Source organism: Paenibacillus sp. 2003 (genome assembly GCF_031455635.1).
GTDB classification, from domain to species: Bacteria; Bacillota; Bacilli; order Paenibacillales; family Paenibacillaceae; genus Paenibacillus; species Paenibacillus amylolyticus_B.
On sequence record NZ_JAVDTB010000006.1, the window covers coordinates 89,694 to 110,975 of the forward strand.

General features: G+C 46.4%; 16 protein-coding genes. 5 read left to right on the plus strand and 11 right to left on the minus strand.

Annotated elements, in window-relative coordinates; all coding sequences use genetic code 11:
• Positions 1-82 precede the first annotated feature (82 nt).
• On the minus strand, positions 83-496 hold the full coding sequence (locus tag J2X75_RS22110) for a GNAT family N-acetyltransferase (protein ID WP_150365358.1): 414 nt from the start codon (positions 494-496) through the stop codon (positions 83-85).
• A gap of 111 nt (positions 497-607) precedes the next feature.
• Here J2X75_RS22110 and J2X75_RS22115 point away from each other — a divergent pair, with 111 nt between their 5' ends.
• Positions 608-1,495 carry a hypothetical protein gene (locus tag J2X75_RS22115; RefSeq protein WP_310340089.1) on the plus strand — a complete coding sequence of 296 codons (888 nt, stop codon included), beginning with the start codon at positions 608-610 and terminating at the stop codon, positions 1,493-1,495.
• 215 nt (positions 1,496-1,710) lie between these two features.
• On the opposite strand, the gene J2X75_RS22120 is transcribed toward J2X75_RS22115, so the two are convergent.
• Positions 1,711-4,422 (minus strand): S-layer homology domain-containing protein, encoded by a 2,712-nt coding sequence (locus J2X75_RS22120; protein ID WP_310340450.1) that lies wholly within the window; start codon positions 4,420-4,422, stop codon positions 1,711-1,713.
• Positions 4,423-4,785: 363 nt separating this feature from the next.
• On the opposite strand from J2X75_RS22120, the gene J2X75_RS22125 reads away from it, so the two are divergent.
• Together J2X75_RS22125 and J2X75_RS22130 are read left to right on the plus strand one after the other, a co-directional pair.
• Positions 4,786-7,107, plus strand: a complete 2,322-nt coding sequence (locus tag J2X75_RS22125) for an AraC family transcriptional regulator (RefSeq protein ID WP_310340091.1) — start codon at positions 4,786-4,788, stop codon at positions 7,105-7,107.
• A gap of 191 nt (positions 7,108-7,298) precedes the next feature.
• Positions 7,299-8,837, plus strand: coding sequence for an extracellular solute-binding protein (locus J2X75_RS22130; protein ID WP_310340093.1), 1,539 nt, complete (start codon positions 7,299-7,301; stop codon positions 8,835-8,837).
• Between the two features lie 99 nt (positions 8,838-8,936).
• Here the strand turns inward: J2X75_RS22130 and J2X75_RS22135 are convergent, their stop codons facing one another.
• The 7 genes from J2X75_RS22135 to J2X75_RS22165 form a co-directional block, all read right to left on the minus strand.
• Complete coding sequence (locus J2X75_RS22135) at positions 8,937-9,176, minus strand: YezD family protein (RefSeq protein WP_036607453.1); 240 nt, start codon at positions 9,174-9,176, stop codon at positions 8,937-8,939.
• Positions 9,177-9,332: 156 nt separating this feature from the next.
• The gene (gene cysW / locus J2X75_RS22140) at positions 9,333-10,208 is read right to left on the minus strand and encodes a sulfate ABC transporter permease subunit CysW (RefSeq protein ID WP_310340098.1); all 876 of its coding nucleotides are present in this window, start codon (positions 10,206-10,208) and stop codon (positions 9,333-9,335) included.
• A 67-nt stretch (positions 10,209-10,275) separates the two neighbouring features.
• Entirely contained in the window at positions 10,276-11,112 is an 837-nt protein-coding gene (cysT, locus tag J2X75_RS22145) for a sulfate ABC transporter permease subunit CysT (protein ID WP_145325621.1), read from the minus strand.
• Positions 11,113-11,199: 87 nt separating this feature from the next.
• Positions 11,200-12,279 carry a sulfate ABC transporter substrate-binding protein gene (locus tag J2X75_RS22150; protein WP_310340101.1) on the minus strand — a complete coding sequence of 360 codons (1,080 nt, stop codon included), beginning with the start codon at positions 12,277-12,279 and terminating at the stop codon, positions 11,200-11,202.
• Between the two features lie 430 nt (positions 12,280-12,709).
• Positions 12,710-14,587 (minus strand): rhamnogalacturonan lyase, encoded by a 1,878-nt coding sequence (locus tag J2X75_RS22155; RefSeq protein WP_397384099.1) that lies wholly within the window; start codon positions 14,585-14,587, stop codon positions 12,710-12,712.
• A gap of 264 nt (positions 14,588-14,851) precedes the next feature.
• Positions 14,852-16,249, minus strand: a complete 1,398-nt coding sequence (locus J2X75_RS22160; protein ID WP_310340104.1) for a helix-turn-helix domain-containing protein — start codon at positions 16,247-16,249, stop codon at positions 14,852-14,854.
• A gap of 237 nt (positions 16,250-16,486) precedes the next feature.
• Positions 16,487-17,542: a lactonase family protein gene (locus J2X75_RS22165; protein ID WP_310340106.1), complete on the minus strand. Its 1,056-nt coding sequence runs from the start codon at positions 17,540-17,542 to the stop codon at positions 16,487-16,489.
• Positions 17,543-17,776: 234 nt separating this feature from the next.
• On the opposite strand from J2X75_RS22165, the gene J2X75_RS22170 reads away from it, so the two are divergent.
• Both J2X75_RS22170 and J2X75_RS22175 read left to right on the plus strand, forming a co-directional pair.
• Positions 17,777-18,637 carry an AraC family transcriptional regulator gene (locus J2X75_RS22170; protein ID WP_181155567.1) on the plus strand — a complete coding sequence of 287 codons (861 nt, stop codon included), beginning with the start codon at positions 17,777-17,779 and terminating at the stop codon, positions 18,635-18,637.
• 145 nt (positions 18,638-18,782) lie between these two features.
• On the plus strand, positions 18,783-19,466 hold the full coding sequence (locus J2X75_RS22175; protein ID WP_310340108.1) for an S-layer homology domain-containing protein: 684 nt from the start codon (positions 18,783-18,785) through the stop codon (positions 19,464-19,466).
• 185 nt (positions 19,467-19,651) lie between these two features.
• Here J2X75_RS22175 and J2X75_RS22180 read toward each other — a convergent pair whose 3' ends face one another.
• Positions 19,652-20,278, minus strand: a complete 627-nt coding sequence (locus tag J2X75_RS22180; protein ID WP_076215923.1) for a nitroreductase family protein — start codon at positions 20,276-20,278, stop codon at positions 19,652-19,654.
• 262 nt (positions 20,279-20,540) lie between these two features.
• Positions 20,541-21,005, minus strand: a complete 465-nt coding sequence (locus J2X75_RS22185) for an RrF2 family transcriptional regulator (protein WP_047840338.1) — start codon at positions 21,003-21,005, stop codon at positions 20,541-20,543.
• Positions 21,006-21,282 lie beyond the last annotated feature (277 nt).

A 21,282-nucleotide genomic window follows, 5' to 3' on the forward strand; every position in this document is an offset into this window, starting at 1 on the left:
ATACCTGTAAATAAATGGTTGTAAAGCAAAAAACCTTTGGATTTATCCAAAGGTTCGCCGAATAGGTTATTTAACTAGTTCACTAGTCTCCCTGTCTCCACCACATACCCTCCGATTTTGGGCTGGTGTATTCAAATCCAAATTGAGCATAAAGTTGATCAGCCGGAACATCCGCCAGCAGACTGACCAAACCACGGGCAGGTACTGCTTTACGCAGATAATTCATAATCTCGCTCATGATCAGTTTTCCATACCCCATTCCCTGAACATCCGGGTGTACAGCAATATCGACGACCTGAAAGAAACAACCTCCATCTCCAATCACTCGCCCCATGCCTATCAGCATATCCTCTTCACGCAGACATACGGCAAACAGGCTATTCGGTAATCCAATCTCCGCCCCTTCTCTGCTCATCGGGCTAAGACCCGAAATCTGCCGTAAAGCAAGATACTCCACCGCTGCAGGTGGTGTGTGTTCAATACTCACATGATCCATGATTTGTGCCCCTTTCTGCTTGAATTCATCTACTTCCTGTGTAATAGTGAGAGAAAGCTTACGTGAAGCGTGTTTCATGATACGTGAAGTTGGTGCAAAGGAGGAACAAGTGTGTTTCAACGTTGGATTGAAGATCTAACATCGCGCTCAGGCACTGTGGCTGTGCTGTTTGGAGTCATGGCTTTGCTTCTGGGGATATACATATGGTCTGCCACTGAAGTTCGCCGCAGCCACGAAAGGCGAATGCAAAGGATACGAGATACATTATACATAAGTACAGCCCTCTTGGGACAACTTACCATCCGGGAAAATCGGAATTATGAACGATCGGAACACGAACATAATGATCTGATCACAGCAATGTTAGCCTGCAAAGCCGCATCTTACCTATCCCCTCAGCTACAGGACCAGATCCGTGACTGTACTAAGGATCATGATCCTGCCAGAATCGGACTGATGCACAGAGCACTGGAACGGGAATGCACCGTATTATCGGATGAACTCAGCCGGGATACTCATGCAGATCATTGGGGCACAGCGGTCTGGACCATCCTTCGGCCCGTAGCCGAACCAGCCGCACTGGCGGCCACAGGGTTTCTGGTTACAGATCTGGTATTTCGTCAGCAAATGTTTGACGTCCCTGTGGACTCATGGGACAACATCTTGCCATGGATTCGCGCAATTTCCCTAATGATCACCATAATATATGGCTATTTGCTCTGGGCCAGCCCACGCCGGGATAGGCCACGTACAGTAACCAAATTGCTCTCCTTGCTGATCGCGCTTTGCTCCTTGCTCCATCTGATTGGGCCTGTTGCTGCGCCCTACGCACTGGGATTACAATTAATCCTGTTCACTTCAGGCTTCAGTCTGACCGGAACACGCTCTCGCAGTGATCGCCCTTATGCAGGGCATACGGATTTGGAACCAACAAAGCAAGTCTCTGCGGAGCTGGAAGAGAATACACGTCGTACATCTGGTACCAACACCGACGAATAACTAACGCATTCAGCCCATCACCATCTTCGAGTGAATTTTCAACATCTAGATTCTGCATGTCTCTTACCACGTAAAAAAGGGGCTGAAACTACATTGTAGTTTCAGCCCTTTTTTATGATCTTTTCTTGCAAAGAATTATCGGAAGCTTATTCTGTCATCGAAGTGGCATGTGTAATATTTTTTAGTTCAATTTATATCATGGATAATTACTTCGCTTATTTGGCTACAACATGTGCAATGATACGACCTTTTTCGTATGTGACCGTAACGTTATAACCATCTGCCGTTACACTGTCGAATTCACCTGTAATTCCATTCGCCGTGATTAACGTAATATCTTTGGAACCTTCGATCTTATAATTGGACAAGTCCAGATTCAGGCTTCCTCCATCAATATAGAGCTTTCTGCCGACATTCAACTGACTGTTGTTGTCAGCCACTACCAATTCCAACGTACCGTTATCCATGGTAAAGTTTCTATTTAAGTTGAGTGCTCCGTCGACATCCACGACAACTGTTCCATTTTCTACATACAGATCACCCGTACCAAAAGCAGTTGCAGATTCGGCTACCAGCGTTCCTGCTTGCAGCAATGTTCCGCCAGTGTAGCTATTTTTCCCTGTCAATGTAAGGGTTCCTGTTCCCTTTTTCGTAAGCATTCCACTACCGGTGATATCATTTCTCCACCAGTCTTGTGCATTGAAGCGCCCTTTGGAAGCGTCCATATCCACGGTTACATTGTTCAAGAATGCACCGTATCCATCCGCAGCCGTGACCAGATCAATTCTACCCCAGCCCTTGGATTCATCCAGTACAGGATACCCAGAGTCAATGGATGTTGTGTACAATACTTGTCTGCGCTGCTCATCTGTTAAATACGGTTGACGTGTTTCTAACAGGGCTTCTGCTCCTTGCGGTACAACTGGAGCCAAACCTTTGGTTCCGGTTTGTGGTAGACCGTAAGTCATCTTTTCTCTATAGAAGGCTTTATTGGCATCATGATCTTCCCATTTGTGTTCATCGTAAGCACTCTTAAACGTGTAATCCTCTGTTACGGTGTGTGCATATTCATACAGACTCATATTTTTATCCTTGGCTGCAGCTCCAAATACTTCTCCTACATTCTCATAGCCTTTCTCTAACACTTCTCTGTTATCAGCCTGATTAAGTGCATATGCAGCCATGGCTGTGGATTGTATTCTTCCTCCTATAACATCAAGTGGTGAGTGCATCCCTGCTACGATGCGATTCTCACCCAGCTGAGCTGCTCTCGTTAACAATTCAGCGAATCGTTCTGGCGTAGCGTATGCCAAAGGAAATACGGATAAGTAGGCTGCGCTTGTATGTCCGCTCGGAAATCCGCCATCTTTTCCTCTTCCATCCTCAGCGATTCGTTTGACATAAGTTAAGGCAGGAATAAGCTTAACGTTGGTTTCGTATTGCTGGTAATGTTTTTCTCCGGTTGATTTGGTGCCGCCTGAAGCCAGAGGTACTTCTTTTTTCTCACCTTCACCCATGGTTTCCCATACAGGCAGTCCTTTGCTGTCAACCACTTCTTTCACTTCTCCATTGGAATTCATTCTCCACGGTCTTGGGGAAGAGTAGAAATATTTAGAGGGATTAGATGAGGCAGGAATTTTGAATCGAACCAGATCAACCAAATGGACCAAGTCTGAAAGTTCCGTCTTTGCTTCCCAATCTCCAATGCCTTGGCTTTCATCTTCCACTGTTTCTTCGGTCAATACCACATTCATCTCGTCCACCGTTCGTTCAACATTTGTCTTTGGCTTGATGATATCTACATACGTGTTAGCCAACGGACCAAAGCCCTCCATCACGCTGTAAATCTTATCCCTTTGGTCATCATAGTAGGCTGCCAAAGCCTCTTCACCCGTGCGGTTTTGCGTGACCTTTTCTACATATCTGATATTGGCTTCCCAAGTCGCTTTGTTTCGGATCTCTTCATTTGCATATGTTTTCTGATCAGCGACGGCTACGGTTGGATCATTCTTAAAGCCGTCATAATATGGGGACGGTCCATCTCCATACTTTGCATTCTTTCCGTCAGCTCCAATTTTGGTTGCCGCCGTTCCATCTCTCCAGTCCGCTTGGTTCATGGACCATACTTGATCAAAACCGTCCAAAATATCAATAAACGGATTGGTTTCCGCAATATTTTTCAAGGTGTCGTCTCCAGCATTGGCCCCGTCCTTCACGGCGGACAACCGAGCTTCATCTGCTGGAGGATTAACATTCAGTACGGCTGCCGTTCCTTTTGGCTTAGCTGGTTTGGCAGCCGTAGTCGCATCTGCTTCTACCGCCTTAACGAGTGCTGACACGGCTTCGGCACGAGTAATGGAATTAAGCGGCTTGAAGCTTCCATCTGCATAACCAGCGATAATTTTCGCTGCTGCCGCTCCACCTACAGCTCCCTTGCTCCACGCTGCAATAGACGATGAATCGCTAAAGACATTTGCTGCTGTTTCATTCAATTCCAAATTTAGAATACCGGCAATCACTTTAGCTGCTTCTTGACGGGTGATCGGATCTTGCGGCTTCATTGTGCCATCGGTGTATCCATCTATATATCCATTTGCATTTGCAATAGAAATTGCTTCGTAATACCATGCACTCTCAGACACATCGTTAAAGGTAATTTTAGCTTGTCCGGAATATCCAAAAGCACCGTTTACCAAATTCATAAATTCTGCTCTGGTAATATACGTGTTCGGTTTGAATGAACGATCCAGGTAACCTCGAATTAATCCTTCATCACCCCATGCTTGAATATTTGCTTCCGCCCAGTGTCCCTTAATATCAGAGAACTGAATCTTCTGATCGGCTGCAAAACTCTTCTCTGTAAATGTCGGACCTACCATAGACAACATTAGAAGTAATGCCAGTGACTTTTTAAGTGGTTTTCTCATGGCTTGCAAATACACGCTCCCATTATGGTAAATTATTTTTTTGCTTCTGCATCTGCAAATAAGTAAGAAAGTCTCTATACAGATGTCTGATCTGCCGTTACTGTAGCATTAGGGAGCGTTTCGCATCTATAGAACAAATTCCGTTTTATATCAAAATCGTACGTTCCGATGATTTCTGCCCTCAAAAAACAGAGGAGATACTACTTTCGTTAATTATAATATCCTTTTATGTAAACGCTTTATTAAATTAGTGTAAAATGTGGAGAAGAAGTTTGTTAAATTTCGATCAACATGATTTCTAGTCCTCGGCCTGCTATATAATGATGAAGTTGTTTAGACACGAGAAACGAAGGGGGAAAAAGAATGCATAAGCCATTTCAGTCTGTGAGATCCAAGATGGTTCTTTCCTACCTTGCTGTCGTTCTTGTCATTGCGCTTCTTTTCGGCTCCATTCTATACCTCTTCTTTTCCCATCAATACAGCAAAGAAATTCGAATCAATAATCAGCTGTCGCTGAAAAGCACTGTCAATTATATTGAGAGCTCTGTGATCCAGAAGGTGAATCAGGTCTATCTGTCCCTGGCACTCGGTAACGCCGCAAGTATCGACTTAGATAGCTTAAAAGGAAACCATAGCAAAATCCTGGACATCGAACAGTCCCTCAAAAATATGGTGCAAAATTATTCCGATCTCATTGAAGCTATTCATGTGTACGATACGAAGAACCACTTCATCGTCTCATCTGTATATGGGCTATTGCTCTATGAGGACACGCCTTCGAGTATGGATCATACGACGGATTGGATTGCTGCGATGAAAGAGACTCCAGAAAGCTCCTTATGGATGAAGACTCGCATGGTGCCTCAGGATGCTTATATCGAATCACGAGAACAGGGCAACATGAGTCCTCTAATTTCCTATGTCCATAGTTACCCGTTTCAATCGTCTGGACAAGAGAGCAAAGCCATGATTGCGATTGATATCAAAGAATCAGCGATCAGTCAGATCATTAAAAATATGCTCCCTGCTGACTATGCGAATACATTAATCATCGATCAGGACGGAACCGTCATATCTGCCGCGGACAAAACGTTGATAGGCAGCTCCACGGAGGAGAATCTGACGCAGTCGCTGCTCACCTTTCATTCTTCAGATGAGAGCTTCACACCTGTATTTAACTATGACTCTCATGTCGTTACCCAAGATCAATTTAAAGGAAATGCTTGGAGAATCTACACAACCACACCGAATGAAAGCTTCTATTATAAATTGGATAGCTTAAAAGAAATTTCGGTTCTTCTCGGCTTGTTGGCTGTCGCGGTTGGGATAGCGATGTCGTCCATCTTTACCAGGGCCAACTATAGTCCTCTTAAACGAATCATGAATAACATCAAGAGCCGGATGGATAGCCCAGCCAGCTTAAAGCAGGATGAATACCGGTTCATCGATACAACGTTTAACAGTCTGTCCAATAAAGTTGATAGTCTTGAAGAAACACTCCAAGCCAATCACAAGATGATTAAGCATAGTATCATGCTTAATATGTTAAATAATCGATTTACACCGGAGGAGCTTACGGAGCAACTGCAATCTATTCATATTTCGATGGCCTACACTCGCTTCTGCTGCATCGTCATTGACCCCGTTAATGAGAAGTGGAAGGATCTGCAGCCACGACAGTTGCAGCATACGTTGTATACGATGATCCAGCAGCTGGAGATTGCAGAAATGGATGGAACTCAACTGCTGGCAGAGGAATTGCAGGATCACAAAATAGCAGTAATCATCTGTACCAACCAACCCGAAGAACCTCTCTCTGATCACATTGTAGACTTTATTCACGCTGAGGCGAGCAGCAGATTTGGTCTGGAATTTGTACTATCGTTAGGCGGATGGGTAGAACACTTTACGAAGATTCACACAAGCTATCATCAGGCGAATACCCTGATTCGATACAGCTACTTCTTTCCCGAGCAGTCTGCCATTCAGAATCTTGATCTTCTGAACAGGGAAGCCAGCAGTTTGGAAATTCCGGAGTCATACCTCGTAAACTTTGAAAAGAAATTGCAGACTCGGGATGTGCAAGGTACAGTTGAGGCCATTCAGGAATTGGTCGCGACAATAAAGGAAGGCCCCTATTCCGCCGAATACAGTCGGATCATATTATTAAAAACGGTATCTATTTACGCTGAGTGTATTCATCAGGTGCGCCTGCAACCCGCCGAGGCGAGTTCATTGAATCTGTACAAGCAATTTTCATTGTTCTACAATATCAACCGCTATTCGGAATGGATGATTCATCTCGTGACCGAATTTGTGATGCATATGGAGAAGCGAAGTGAGGTACGAAGTGTGGATACCATCTCGGCGGTCAAAGCCTATATTCACGAGCACTTATCGGGCGATCTCACGCTGGATCATGTCTCAGAGCAAGTATTCATCAGCCCTAAATATCTCAGTAAACTTTTCAAGGAAGAAACCGGGATTGTTTATTCCGAATATGTTACGAATCAGCGAATGGAACGCGCACGGGAACTCATGACACAGCGTGAAATTACGGTTGAGCAGATCGCAAGTACGGTCGGTTACCGTACCCCTGCCTATTTCATTAAGAAGTTCAAAGAGATTCATGGATGTACACCGAAAAATTTCATGCGCAGTCTAATCGAACAGGGATCTATATAGGTTCAATTAAGCATATTTACACGGACACTCCCATGACAGAACAACCTTCCGATCACTATATGGAATTTAAAATTAGTAAAGGAGCTGCTATGAACCTCAACCTGTCAAGAAAGCTATGTCTATATTCCGCAATGTTCCTCCTTCTCATATTCACAAGTGGATGTACCTTTTTAGGGAGAGAAATAGCACAAGTGCAACAGCAGGACCATCTAGCAAGCGCTGAGAAGGAGACAGCACCGCAGTATACGATATCCTGGACCATGCATCAGAATATCCCTGTTCCTGAAGACGCAGAGATGATTGCATATATTGAAGATCGGTTTGATGTCGATCTGGAGGTGTGGAACCTTGAGAACAGGCGGTACGAGGAACTGCTGGATCTGGAGCTTGCTCAAGGGAAAATACCTGATCTGTTCCGGATCAGACAACCGCATGATCTGCTTAAGTATCAAATGCAAGGGGTCTTAGCGGAAATCTCCCCGGAAGTCCTTGAACAATATGCGCCAAATATCGTGCAGCGAATTCGCGATTATGATTCACGTTACCTAGAGTATGGAAAAATAAACGGCTCCTTATATGGAATTCCGGCCATTAATCAGACCAACATCTATCGAACCCCTGTTGTATACCGAGAGGACTGGCTTAAGCAGCTCGGTCTGGAGGTGCCCAAGACATTAGATGAATTTGAAACGGTCATGTATGCTTTTGCCAAAGATGATCCGGACGGAAATGGTAAACAAGATACGTATGGCCTATCCAGAGAGGGCTTAAATGTCGTGTTTGGCGCTTTTGGACAGTCCGTTTTCACCGAGCAACTGTATTTTAATGAAAAAAACAACCAACTTGTGATCGGTGCTTTGGAGCCGGAGATGAAAAAAGCATTGGTTTATATGCAAAAGTGGTATCGGGACGGGGTTATCGACCCCGAGTTTATAACCGGTGAGAATAAAGGTGGATATAAACATCTGTCCCATGCTTTTATTAATGGAAAAATTGGGATGACCTCGATGGGCAACTACTATCATTGGAATCAAGAGGGAGACTACAGTGTCCTTAATGAAAATGGCCAAGAAACTCCAGTGGGAGCCTCGTTCAATGTTAATGAGTTGCTACAGAAGAATGCAACTGCAGAGGTTGTATTTGGTTCTCCTGTTATTGGTCCTGATGGACATAGCGGTTCAAAAGGGAATAATCTGCTGATGAATTTTATTGCTATAGGCGCTGAGGCTGCGAAGGAGCCAGGAAAACTGGAGAAAATTTTGGAGATACTCGATTATGTAAGTGCCAACCCCGATCCGGTGGAGCAGATCAAAATGGAGTATGGCCTTCCAGGAAAACACTGGAATTGGAGCGCTGAAGATTCAAATTCGTTTTATTTACTTTACCCATACAACAGAATGGAGAATTATATTAATATGATCGGCTCAAGTATCGGCATGACGGTTCCAGGTACACCCTCGGATAAACGTGAACAGTGGGCTGCATCTGCAGGGTTGACGGAGAATGGTATCTATAATCGCCTGGAGGTTGCAACCCCTGCCCTGATTCAATATTCATCTGAATTGATTCGCATGAGAGACAGAGCGTACATCTCCATCATCACTGGCGATCAGCCTGTGGGGTATTTCGATACCTTTGTGGAAGAATTCATGGATGCAGGTGGGCAACAGGTGCTGCTTGAAGCGAATCATTGGTATAAGGAGCATATGGAGACAAGTCGTGCACAATAGGTAGGAAGATCTGGAACATGCATTTCCCATGAGTTTCTGAAAAGTATACATTTGTGTTCCTATGCACCCATCCTTGATTCCCTCATGCCACGTCACTCTCTATCCCTTCGCACTCGCATTTGATCCACGTAGTGAACGGGCTGAACTGCTTCGTGCCGTGCTTCCGGATTTGGAGGCGCTGCCTGAGGGCGTGTTTTCAAAACGCTTGCGTTCGGTCCGCTCCATCTGCACAATCTGACCTTCGTGCACTACGATATGCAAAGAACCAAACTCCATGTCATTCAGCTGTCCGGCAATTCGGTCCAACCATACCTCATCCACTTTTAACGGCTTAGCCATAGAGCCGCCTCCTCTTCTCGGGCTACTGCCCGCCATATTCCTAAGTACGCTGTCATCCAACGGATTTATAAATCATTCTTATCCAACCTATATACTTGGTTTATACATTAGCAGGGCTTCCAGTAGCTGTCAATCTGTATTTTCTTCTTCTCATAGTCACTTTTCTGAAACAGCTTTGTGACCAAGCCAGCTCTTGAGCAACAACGTGGCGAGAGCCAGAATCAGGAGCAGTGACGCTACGGCAAACGAAGCCGAGAATTGATATTCGTTATACAAAATCTCGACATGAAGTGGTAACGTATTGGTCTCCCCGCGGATATGCCCGGACACCACAGATACGGCTCCGAACTCGCCCATGGCACGGGCATTACACAGAATAATGCCGTATAGCAGCCCCCATTTGATGTTGGGCAAGGTTACACTCCAGAAGATTCGCCACCCGGAAGCACCTAGCGTAACCGCTGCTTCCTCTTCCCGGGTTCCCTGGTCCTCCATTAGTGGAATCAACTCCCTCGCTACAAACGGGAAGGTAATAAACAGCGTTGCAATCACAATGCCTGGCAGCGCAAAAATGATTTTGATATCATGTTCGGACAGCCACGGCCCAAACCACCCATTCGAACCAAAGACCAATACAAAAATCAACCCGCCCACCACAGGCGAGATGGAAAAGGGAAGATCAATCAGGGTGATCATGAGTCCCTTGCCCTTGAACTGGAACTTGGTAATGACCCATGCAGCGACCACACCAAATATCGTATTCAGCGGCACTGTAATCGCCGCAACCAATAACGTGAGTTTCAGTGCAGACATGGCATCCGGCTCGGTAAGAGCCGCGATGTACACACCCCAGCCCTGCTTCAACGCCTCCATGAGCACAATGGCCAGTGGTAAAATAAGCAGCCATATGAGTACCAGGCTTGCCAGTCCAATCAACAACCATTTGACCCATGGAGCTTCCGTTGTTGCACGGTTTGTTCCACGGCCAGCTCGTACGGGTGGAACAGAGCTTAGTGGGACAGAACCCGCCATATGCTGCACCTCCTTTGGTTTGGGTGAGTGACTTCGTTTAATATCCTTATTCCACCATGCTTCATTGTCATGCCCTTCCCGCCTTCCGGCTCCAACGCTGCAAGGAATTAATGATCAACAGCAGGATGAAAGAAACGAGAAGCAACAGCAAAGCTACAGCTGTAGCGCCTGCATAATCGAACTGCTCCAGCTTGGCCATGATCAACAAGGGGGCAATCTCCGTTTTCATCGGCATATTACCTGAGATAAATACAACCGAACCATATTCGCCAATACCCCGGGCAAAAGCCAGAGCAAATCCCGTTAACAACGGGGGGATCAGATCCGGCAGCAGAATCGTGCGGAATATCCGCCATCTTCCTGCTCCCAGTGTGGCAGCCGCTTCTTCCACCTCTGCCTCCAGCTCCTCCAACACCGGTTGCACCGTACGAACCACGAACGGAATTCCGATAAACATCAGCGCCAGTGTAATCCCGGCCTGTGAATAGGCGAGCTTGATGCCCAAAGGCTCTACAAACTGCCCAATCCAGCCATTGCCGGCATAGATCGCCGTAAGGGCAACCCCCGCTACCGCTGTCGGCAAGGCAAATGGCAGATCAATGACCGCATCAAACAGCCTTTTGCCCGGGAATTCATACCGAACAAGCACCCATGCCAGGAGTAACCCCAGCACGAGATCAATCAGCGCCGCTGCACCTGCGGTCAGAAAGCTGACCTGGAAGGAAGCGAGCACCCTGGGATTGGTCGCAACCTCAATCATGGTTGCCCATGTCAGCCCTGTTGAGTTAAACAACAGCGCTGCCAGTGGAATAAGTACAACCAGGCTCAGGTAGAGCACACTGTAACCCATCGTTAATCCGAATCCCGGCAATGTGCGTCTCCGCGCCACCATCACCTTGCTCATGCACGTTCATCCTCTCTGCCTTCAGCCGGTAGGGCTGGTTGGCCGCTCACAGCGCGATTGATCGGGTGTTCATTAAACAGAGCAACCTTAGCTGCCTGGAACATAGATCTGGTCGAATATACCACCGTCATTAAAATGTTTGGCCTGAGTATCCCGCCATGTGCCGAATACATCTTTCAACGTGAACAGTTCAAGCGCCGGGAACTGATCCTTGAATTTTTCCTCCACGCTGTCCAGCGTTGGGCGGTAATAATTTTCAGCGGCAATCGTCTGTCCTTCTTCACTGTACAAATATTTCAGATAGGCATCCGCCACGTCGCGGCTTCCTTTTTTGTCTGCATTTTTGTCCACAATTGCAACCGGTGGTTCGGCCAAGATACTAACCGATGGCACGACAATATCGAATTTGTCCGGACCCAACTCCTTTACCGATAGGAAAGCTTCATTTTCCCAGGCAAGCAACACATCACCAATGCCACGTTCAACAAACGTTGTCGTAGACCCACGAGCACCCGAATCCAGTACAGGCGCATGTTTGAACAATTCGCCAACAAATTCCTTCGCCTTCTCTTCATCATTGTTATTATGCTTAAGGGCATATCCCCATGCCGCCAGATAGTTCCAGCGCGCCCCGCCGGACGTTTTGGGATTCGGGGTAATGACTTGGGTATCGCCTTTGATCAGATCATCCCAGTCCTTGATGCCTTTTGGATTGCCTTTACGTACAAGGAATACAATCGTAGAGGTATACGGAGCGCTGTTATGCTCGTATTTGTCCTGCCAACCTTCGTTAATCAAGCCTTTATCTTCAATCGCATCAATATCGTATCCCAATGCCAGTGTCACCACGTCTGCATCCAGTCCGTCAATAACAGAACGACTCTGTTTGCCCGATCCCCCATGGGATTGCTTGATGGTTACTTCCTGGCCTTTCTCTTTCAACCAATGCGCCGCAAACGCTTCGTTATATTGCTCGTAGAGTTCCCGCGTTGGATCGTAGGAAACATTCAGCAGTTCAATGGCCTTAGCCCCTTCTGTGCCGCCTTCTGCTCCCCCTGATGTTCCTGCCGTATTGGACCCGCCGCTATCTGATCCGCATGCTGCCAGAACTCCTGTTAACACAAGTGCCAGACCAACCAAGATACCCTTATGAATTCTCTTTTTCATGAATAACACTCCCCCGATATCAATCTTCATGACTACCTCAGGCCGGCTGAACAGGATCGAACGCCCCGTAAAAACAAGAAGACGGAGGAACCCCCGCGCACTTCTCCCCATAAAGTCATGCCGGCTTAAGGCCGTGCATGCTCCATCTGGAAAGGATGCGCTGTGGTGTTCCTCCGTCTATACGGTGAGAACGTTATTCTGTTCAGGTTGTCATTTTTATTATTCCTACCTGTTTAGTAAGTTATATACGTATAATAAAGGCAGTCTATATACCTGTCAAACGTTTTTTCCGATTTTTACCGTATTTCTGGGCTATTGGCAAAAAAAGAGGAACAACGAACCAGCGTCCGTTGTTCCCTTCAGCGAATCCTATGCTTCGCTGGCTACGATAAACATGTACGGAATTGGACAGCCACACCTTGTCCATTCCTCATCTGCCCGCATACCGGATATTCGGTACCGGTGGTGGGTTCATGCCTTCGCCCAGATAAAATCCGGTGTGGGGCGGCTGATTGTAGGCTACATTTTGCCAAGCGACACCAAGACGGTACACCGGGTCATGCATCAGCGTATAGATGCGTTTGTCCGTAACTGCTGTTGTGGTATAGATCCGCAGTGCTGAGCTGTCATTGGTCCGCCACACGACTTCCTCTCTCCAGTCCCCGAACAGATCAGCCTGCAGATTCGGCGTAGACTTGGTGCCGTTGTTGGAAGAAACGCCGGATGCGGTGAGCAGGTTCACCGTTGTGCTATTGGCATAATTCCACTTGTCGATTCGGTTGCTGTCCAGCAGTTCACGGAGCAAATCACCATCCCACCAGATTCCAAAATTCGTGGAGGAAGGCAGGGTTGTCCCGAGTTTCTGCCCTTTGGCTGTGTACAGACTGCCGTCTGCCCATACTTCGGCGCCTTTATATCTAGGATCGATATCTGCCGCCATGCCACGTCCAATATCCTTCGTTGTTTTGACTCCCCAAATTAGCTGGCCTGTACCTGCATCACGAAATTCCACTCCGGCATTGGACGGTGTCTCATGAACCTGAAATACCTCAAGTCCAGGGCGGTCCGGGTCCAGATCACTCAGATGCATGGCATCACCATGATGAAGTCCTGTCGTGTACAATCCTTTGCCGTTGTCATCCACCGCCATGGCACCATAAACGATCTCATCCTTCCCATCTCCGTCTACGTCCGCCACACTCAGATTATGATTGCCCTGCCCGGCATAACCCGAATTGCCCGAGGTATTGGAATCAAACGTCCACTGTTTGGTCAGCTGTCCATTCCGCCAGTTATACGCCACGAGCACACTGCGCGTATAATACCCGCGAGCCATGACCAGACTTGGCCGCTCGCCATCGAGATAAGCAATGGCGGCAAGGAATCGGTCCACCCGATTGCCGTAGTTATCTCCCCAGTCGGACACATTGCCGCGCGCCGGCTCGTAGTTCACCGTGGAGAGCGCTTTGCCAGTCTGCCCATTGAAGACCGTCAGGAATTCGGGGCCAGACAACACATAACCACTGGAATTGCGGTAATCCTTGCTTGCATCCCCGATGATCACGCCAGTGCCATCCTTGGTGCCATCGGCTGTTTTCATCGCAACTTCGGCTTTGCCATCACCGTCGAGATCGTACACCATGAATTGGGTATAGTGAGCGCCGGCACGGATATTTTTGCCCAGACTAATTCGCCAGAGGCGTGTTCCGTTTAATTTGTAGGCATCGATAAACACTTCCCCGGTATAACCACTCTGAGAGTTATCCTTGGAGTTGGAAGGGTCCCACTTCACAATCAATTCATACTCACCATCACCATCCAGGTCACCTGCACTGGCATCGTTGGCACTGTAGGTGTAGGCTACTCCATCGGGCGTTGTCCCACCTGCGGGTACACTGAGCGGTACAGATAGATAGTTATTGCCCCATACGCTTGCTGCCGCTGAAGCAGCCTGCTCCGTTCCACTGACTACAGCGCGAACCGTATATTTGGAACTGCTTGTCCCGCTTGCATCCTGAAGGTTGGTGCTGTTTGTTATGGGCGTAGCGTTCACCTTGGTTCCATCTCGATATACGTTAAACGATACATTCGATCCTTCCATTCCCAGAAGCCGCCAACTGACAAACACACCTGTCCCGGTCTTCACAGCCACCACACCGCGATCCAGATATTCCATCTGCCTTGCTCCCGCTGCATGTGTTACTTGCGTGTTGCCAAAGCCAAGCGAAGTGACCAGTAATGCGGAACTCAGTAGTGATACTCCCGCTGTACGTAATGTACGCTTCCATAATGATGATCGATTCCCCATAAACAATTGCCTCCCCAATTGTAGTGGTAAGCCCGCTGCCCTTGTAGCGCCATCTTTTGTGTAAGCGCTTTAATACATTTATTTTAAATTAAACATATAATTCCATCTATAGGTCTAATTTAGTAATTGAATGGTTCATACTTAAAAAAGCCGAAGGATTTCTCCTTCGACTTCGTACTTTTTTGAATGAATTCATAAATTTACACTCCGCCTGCTCCGTGGCCCATTAAGGCATGAATGATTGGACAGATTGTAACTGTAACACTAAAAATGGTTAGCAACAAAGACGTTTTTTTTCGCATTGAGCCGTTGCACCTCACTTGATAAAGATTTGAACTTCTGTTTTGCTTCTGAATCAGCTTGATCTCTGTACTGCTCAAATAATGTCATACATGTAATAATATTTCGATCACTATTTATTTTAACTGACATTTGCAATCCTTCAAGAATAAGATTCATTGCATCATTACGATTTCTCTTAAGTTGGTACATCCCTAGATCACTTAAAAACCGCGCATAACTTTCATTAATAATACGTTTATTATAATCTCCAAACTCAGTCTTGTAGGTACGTAAAGGCGTATGTTCGGAGAAGCGATCCAAAATGTCATCAATGTTCCAGTCAAACCGATTGGCTGCCTGTATCATGTAACGTAAAGCTAAAAAAATCTCATCAGGATACTTCGAGATGTAGTCGGCGTATTCGTGAACAATCTCCCTTTCTCCGGATAACATTCGGTAGAGATAGGTATTAGCTGTTGCCCATTCCCCAAATTGTTGCTGTATGCGCTCTGATTCTTCATCCTGTTCCTGTAACCAGTCCTGTCCGTATGCATACAACGATACAAACTCCAAAGCTTTGTTATAATCTCCATACTCCTCATAAACTGTGGATCGAATCAACCAAGCATATAAAATATAAGTATAGAGTGGGCGTTCGGTGTGATTCTCATGGTAGTGCTCCCTTCGTTTAGAAAGGTGTTTAGACTCATAGAAAATCTTCGCTAATTTGAACATCTCTTGCGCTAAACCATCTACTTTATCCCATTTATGAACTGCCATAAACACATGAATTAAATGTTTCAGCGCGTCCAGTTGGTATCCCTCATCCAGCCGGTCAACATAAGGCTCGAACAAGATAGCTGTCCTTAGATTTTCCTCCAGGTTCTCTCCTTGTCCAATTAGAAACAATCGATACTGACACATCGCAAGCCGTTCGGAATGCTGATATTTCTCAACCTCACTCACACTCTTATATAACAGTGCCGCCGCAGACTGCTGATTTTGTTCAAATAATTGTTCAGCCATCTCAAATAGTTCTGTCGCATAATCCAGGTCGTCCAGTAGCCGATAAAGAATCTGTTCAATGCAGTCCAGCCGATTCAACTCCGCACTTCGGAGAATAAACGGTCTGATCCGCCGCATGGATACGGAATAAGCAAAACATTCTTCCACATAGTCGGCAAAAAAATGATCCGCTGCCACGCCCATTCCTGATGATATCGCAATCAACTGACTCACAGATATGGGACGATTCCCATGTAAAATACGACTAATTGTGCCTGTATTAATGCCCGATACTTCCGAGAATCGGGAGAGCGTCATGCTGTTCTTATCGATAAACTGGGTTAATTGCTCCCGAATTGAATTTGCAGGTTCCAAGGAAAGCACCACCCTTCGTGCAACATCCAGATTTTAGGTTTAATCACTATATATTCTGATCATAATGAACGTTCGAACAATGGTCAATAAAAAAATGTGATAATTGCCACTATTTTCAAGTTAATCGCATAAAAGACTAAAAAAAGCTGTAAAACCATGTGTTTCTCCATGATTTCACAGCTTATAGACCACTTTTTAGATGTAATATTCCACGTTCACTTCACCGTATTACAACTTTTATACCACAGGAGCAATACATACCGGACGAGGCAGTTCCAGCTTGAATCCATTATGCGTCAGACGTCCGTCTTCTTCGCTGATCTGAAAACCTACGAGGTTATTACTGTCCTGATTCGCCAGGACTAGAATTCCACCCGGCAAAATATTAAAGTTACGTGGTGTCTGCCCAATCGTGGACGTCCACTCTACGGCTTCCAACTCACCGCTCTCCTGGTCAATATGATAGAGTACGATGCTGTCATCTCCCCGATTGGATGCATACAGGAAACGTCCACATGGAGATACACGGATGTCTGCAGCCGTACCCTCTCCTTTATGCCCTTCTGGAAGTGTGGAAATGTGCTGCACTGTAGTGAACTCACCTCTGCGCTCATCGTATAGGAATGCCGTAACCGTGTTGTTCAATTCGTTAATTACATATGCCCACTTTGAGTTGGGATGAAACACAAGATGCCTTGGCCCTGCGCCTGGTGGCTGATCCATCTCACGATGGGTAACCAAACGTCCCTCTTCCAACCGATACACAATGATCTGATCCAGACCGAGGTCACATACGACAGCATACTGTCCGGACGGATCTGGCTGAATGGAGTGTGCATGCGGCCCTTCCTGGCGTTCTTCGTTGATTCCACTTCCCGTGTGCTCTACCCATGCACTCATCTCACCAAGCGTCCCCTGATCGCCAACCGGGAATACATTGACACTGCCGCTGCTATAGTTGGATGAGAACACCCACTGACCATCTGTGGAGACAGACACATAACATGGAGAAGCCCCTCTGGTCTGTTTTCGATCCATCAGGTGCAGCTCACTCGTTGCCGCATCTCTCCGATAGACCAACACCTCTCCCTCGTCCGTCTCACTCGCCACATACAGACAATTTCCATCCGGGCATAGCGCCAGATAAGACGGATTATCCACACCATCCATGTGATTGACGATTCGCATCTCTCCTGTATCCGCATTCAACGCACATAGGTATATTCCTGGTTCATCCGCTGACGCATACGTACCTGTATAGAAAAGTGTTTCCTGAGTTGTGACTGGTTCCATATCTAATCTCTCCCTTATCCTGTATATTCACTGTTCTGATTTTTCCCACTGATATGTACTTACCCAATTCACGGGCAACTGCTTCACTTCCTGTAACGTGGCTTTCTAAATCGATAACAACCCCGGTGTGCGCCCTCATATCTGTCATTGACTCCCTTATCGCCTCTCACCATAATACAAAGTATGAGACCTAACAACAGACCACCCCTACAGCGTAAATCTGACGGATTTCGTATGCAAAAACTCATTGTTCTTCCGGACTCCCTGCTGCAAGAAACCGCAGCTTATCCGGTCACGTCCGGATTATATGTTACCGATATCGGTTACTTTCACGAAGCGGAGCATCATTACCGTGATCGTCCCGATGGTTGTGAATCACACATTCTGATGTACTGTGTCCAAGGCACAGGCTGGTATACGATGGATGGCAGCAAGACATATGATGTCAGCCCGGGAAACCTCGTTATATTACCTGCATATGTCCCTCATGTGTATGGTGCCAACGCAGCTGAACCATGGAGCATCTTCTGGATTCATCTGCGCGGGGAACACGCTTTATCCTACATAGAACCCTTGTTAACTCATCATATTACTACCATGCCACCGGCAAAGGCTCAAAAATGGCTTGAGCTTTTTCATGAATGTTACGGCGCACTTGAGACGGGTTACTCCATGCAGACAATGACATATGCATCCCAGATTATCGGTTATATGCTTGGTATGCTCGCTTATGGACCCGAGACGACAGGAACAGATGGTGGGATCGTGAGCAGCAAACGTGCGGCTGAACAATCCGTTCAATATATGCTGGAGCACCTGGAGAACGGAATCACCCTCAAGGAACTGGCGGCACATGCCCGGCTGTCTGTCCCTCATTACTCACAGTTGTTCAAGCAAGCGACCGGGCATTCGCCTATCGATTATTTCCTGCGGCTCAAGATCCAGCATTCCTGCCGCTATCTCGATTTTACCGATTGGACCGTGAAGCAGATCAGTTCCGAGCTTGGATTCAAAGACCCGTACTACTTCTCCCGTCTGTTCAGCAAAATGATGGGACGTTCACCCACAGATTATCGAAATAAATCCAAAGGTTAGAGGCAGTGCCTTCACTTAGCCCTTTCTAAATGATTATGAATTCAGTTGGAAAATTGCAGCAACCTTTTGAACAGAAGGGTCGTCTATAGGAGCAAATAACTTTTATATAAAGGGATCATCCCTGGAAAAGTGAGGCGAACCTATCATGAAAAAAAATATACTTGCTACATTAACTGCAGGAGCTCTGCTCACGCTGTCTCTAAGTGCAGGCCCGATCAACGCTGCGCAGGCCCAATTCACGGATATTCAAGGTATCGCAGGAGCAGACAAAATCGAATCTCTCCATAAGGATGGATTCATCAAAGGCGTGAGCGACAGCTTGTTCAAACCCGAACTGGAGTTAAATACCGCTCAGGGCATTCAACTGATTGCGGACGGACTAAATCTGAATCTGGACACGATTCGTTTTATCAAACAGCCGCTACCAAGTGACCACTTCTCTCAAGTAAAAGATGGCGTATGGTACAGTGATGCATTTATCCGCGCACAATATAATGGCATTCAGATGTCACAGGATATCGATCCCTCCAAACCGCTTACTCGTGAACAATTCACACTGTTCCTGATGCAAGGCATTGAGGCCAAAGGCGGTCTGCCGATGATTAATATCAAACCTGTGGACATTACCGACGAACAGGAACTTACCCCTGCGTATCAAGGTGCCATTCAGCGTTCACTCGTTCTCAAAATCAATGAACTGGATGCCGACGGCAACTTCAATCCCAAACAAACGATTACTCGTGCCGAAGCAGCAGTGATGATGTATAACGCAATCGAGTACATGGAATCGTTCCATGCACCACAAATCCCCGAGACACCTGAGAAGTAATCTTTTCATGGTGGAAGTAAGAACTCACTTGAGTGGTGAATCCGCTCGATTGGAGTCATCGTTAGTGGACTTTTCCATACAACCTCAATATGCCAAACAGCCGCACCTTCCCTCAACAGGAAAGTTCGGCTGTTTGAATTATACTTATATCACTGATGCAAAATCATCAGATTTAACTTTCTAACTTAGAAAGAACCTTTAACAACAACCTCAGACAACGGCAAACGTCCTGAAGGGCGAGCTGGCTGTGCAGCTTTACCTACAGTAATCAACAACGTTGGCACAAATCGTGCAGGAATGTTGAATGTTTCGATCAGTTTTTGTGGATTATATCCACCGATTGGACATGTATCGTAACCCAGGGAGCGTGCAGCAAGCATAATATTTTGGGAAGCAAAAGATGCATTGCGGATCGCTTCATCGCGAGCGATTTGCGGACTTTGGTAAGCACCGTTGATCTGTCCAACCAATGCGTCACGAACCTCAGCAGTCAGTGCGCCTGCTTCAACAGCTTGATCGTAGATTACGGTGTTACGGTTTGCTTCCAAATCTCCAAGAACAGCAATCGTAACTGAACTTTCCACGATCTGACTTTGACCATAAGCAACTGGCAGCAATTTCGCTTTGTCTGCTTCGGATTCAATCACGAGGAATCTCCAGTGTTGCAGGTTCCATGAAGATGGTGCTTCCGCAGCTGCTGTCAGAATCGCATTGAGATCAGCTTCAGGCAATTCAAACCCTTTTTCGTACTTTTTGACAGCATGGCGTTCGCTAATAACGCGAAGTGTTTCATTTTTTTCAATGCCTGACATGTGTTCCACTCCCCAGAATCTAAATTGTTTATACTTCTTTACTTTCGCAAGGTGATCTTGAATTATACTCTATCAAGGATTTGCCTTCCGAAAATAACATCAGCGCAGACGGTCTCTCCCCATCTGTGTTCACGTTATGCCCGGAATCGCCTGAGAACATCAATGGATCTTTCACCGGAGCACACGCCAATGCCATAACTTGTCCACCGTGCCTGACTAAACCAAGACCATATTCATGGAGGAACATTCGCTGTGGACTCCGTCAGGACTTCTCCTTTGCAGATAATCCCTTCAGCGATAAGTTCAACGTTTCCCCATGACCTATGCGTTCTTTCACATCCTGAATGGATATACGATCAAAATAAGCGCTGAGCGCCTCTTCGCCTCCGTTATAAATGTTCCCCATCACATCCTGCATATTGGAAGATACCACGCACGATGAACCGGACTCCCCTGAGCACCAGTTGGGACCGAGTGAACCACCAGCTACCAGTCTGTACAATTCTCCCAGCTTGATCTCTTCACTTGGACGGCTAAGCAAGTACCCACCATGAGCACCTTCCTTGGTCGTCAGGTAACCATGCTTGCGCAGAACACTAAGTACCTTACGGACTCTGGCCGGGTGTGTACCCACACTCTGGGACAAATCTTCACTATTGGCCATACACTCATCTCTCATCGACAGAAAAACAAGACAATGCACCGCTATGGTAAATTCGCTGTTCATAACTTACTCCTTCCCGGCTTACAACACCGATGAACTCCAACCCAAGGTAAGTATAACTGTCATTATATGAATAACAGTTATGTTTGTCAACTTTCACCCAGCATGGAGATCAAACGTGATTTTTCCTGTTATACCAATACTTACAGCTCATCAACACAATTAAGCCAGGATTAACATTCCCTCTTCAATTTAATCCAAAAAGAACAAAAAAAGTGAGCCTTTCGCTACGCGAAGGGCTCCAATAAGATAGACATATGAAAGGGCTTACGTGATTATT

Excerpts from the sequence above, each read along its gene's own strand:
- J2X75_RS22155 (WP_397384099.1), bottom strand. The coding sequence starts at position 14,587 with ATGGGGAATCGATCATCATTATGGAAGCGTACATTACGTACAGCGGGA.
- J2X75_RS22135 (WP_036607453.1), bottom strand. The coding sequence starts at position 9,176 with ATGGCTAAGCCGTTAAAAGTGGATGAGGTATGGTTGGACCGAATTGCC.
- J2X75_RS22180 (WP_076215923.1), bottom strand. The coding sequence starts at position 20,278 with ATGTCAGGCATTGAAAAAAATGAAACACTTCGCGTTATTAGCGAACGC.
- J2X75_RS22110 (WP_150365358.1), bottom strand. The coding sequence starts at position 496 with ATGGATCATGTGAGTATTGAACACACACCACCTGCAGCGGTGGAGTAT.
- J2X75_RS22185 (WP_047840338.1), bottom strand. The coding sequence starts at position 21,005 with ATGAACAGCGAATTTACCATAGCGGTGCATTGTCTTGTTTTTCTGTCG.
- J2X75_RS22175 (WP_310340108.1), top strand. The coding sequence starts at position 18,783 with ATGAAAAAAAATATACTTGCTACATTAACTGCAGGAGCTCTGCTCACG.
- J2X75_RS22150 (WP_310340101.1), bottom strand. The coding sequence starts at position 12,279 with ATGAAAAAGAGAATTCATAAGGGTATCTTGGTTGGTCTGGCACTTGTG.
- cysW (WP_310340098.1), bottom strand. The coding sequence starts at position 10,208 with ATGGCGGGTTCTGTCCCACTAAGCTCTGTTCCACCCGTACGAGCTGGC.
- cysT (WP_145325621.1), bottom strand. The coding sequence starts at position 11,112 with ATGAGCAAGGTGATGGTGGCGCGGAGACGCACATTGCCGGGATTCGGA.
- J2X75_RS22165 (WP_310340106.1), bottom strand. The coding sequence starts at position 17,542 with ATGGAACCAGTCACAACTCAGGAAACACTTTTCTATACAGGTACGTAT.
- J2X75_RS22170 (WP_181155567.1), top strand. The coding sequence starts at position 17,777 with ATGCAAAAACTCATTGTTCTTCCGGACTCCCTGCTGCAAGAAACCGCA.
- J2X75_RS22120 (WP_310340450.1), bottom strand. The coding sequence starts at position 4,422 with ATGAGAAAACCACTTAAAAAGTCACTGGCATTACTTCTAATGTTGTCT.
- J2X75_RS22125 (WP_310340091.1), top strand. The coding sequence starts at position 4,786 with ATGCATAAGCCATTTCAGTCTGTGAGATCCAAGATGGTTCTTTCCTAC.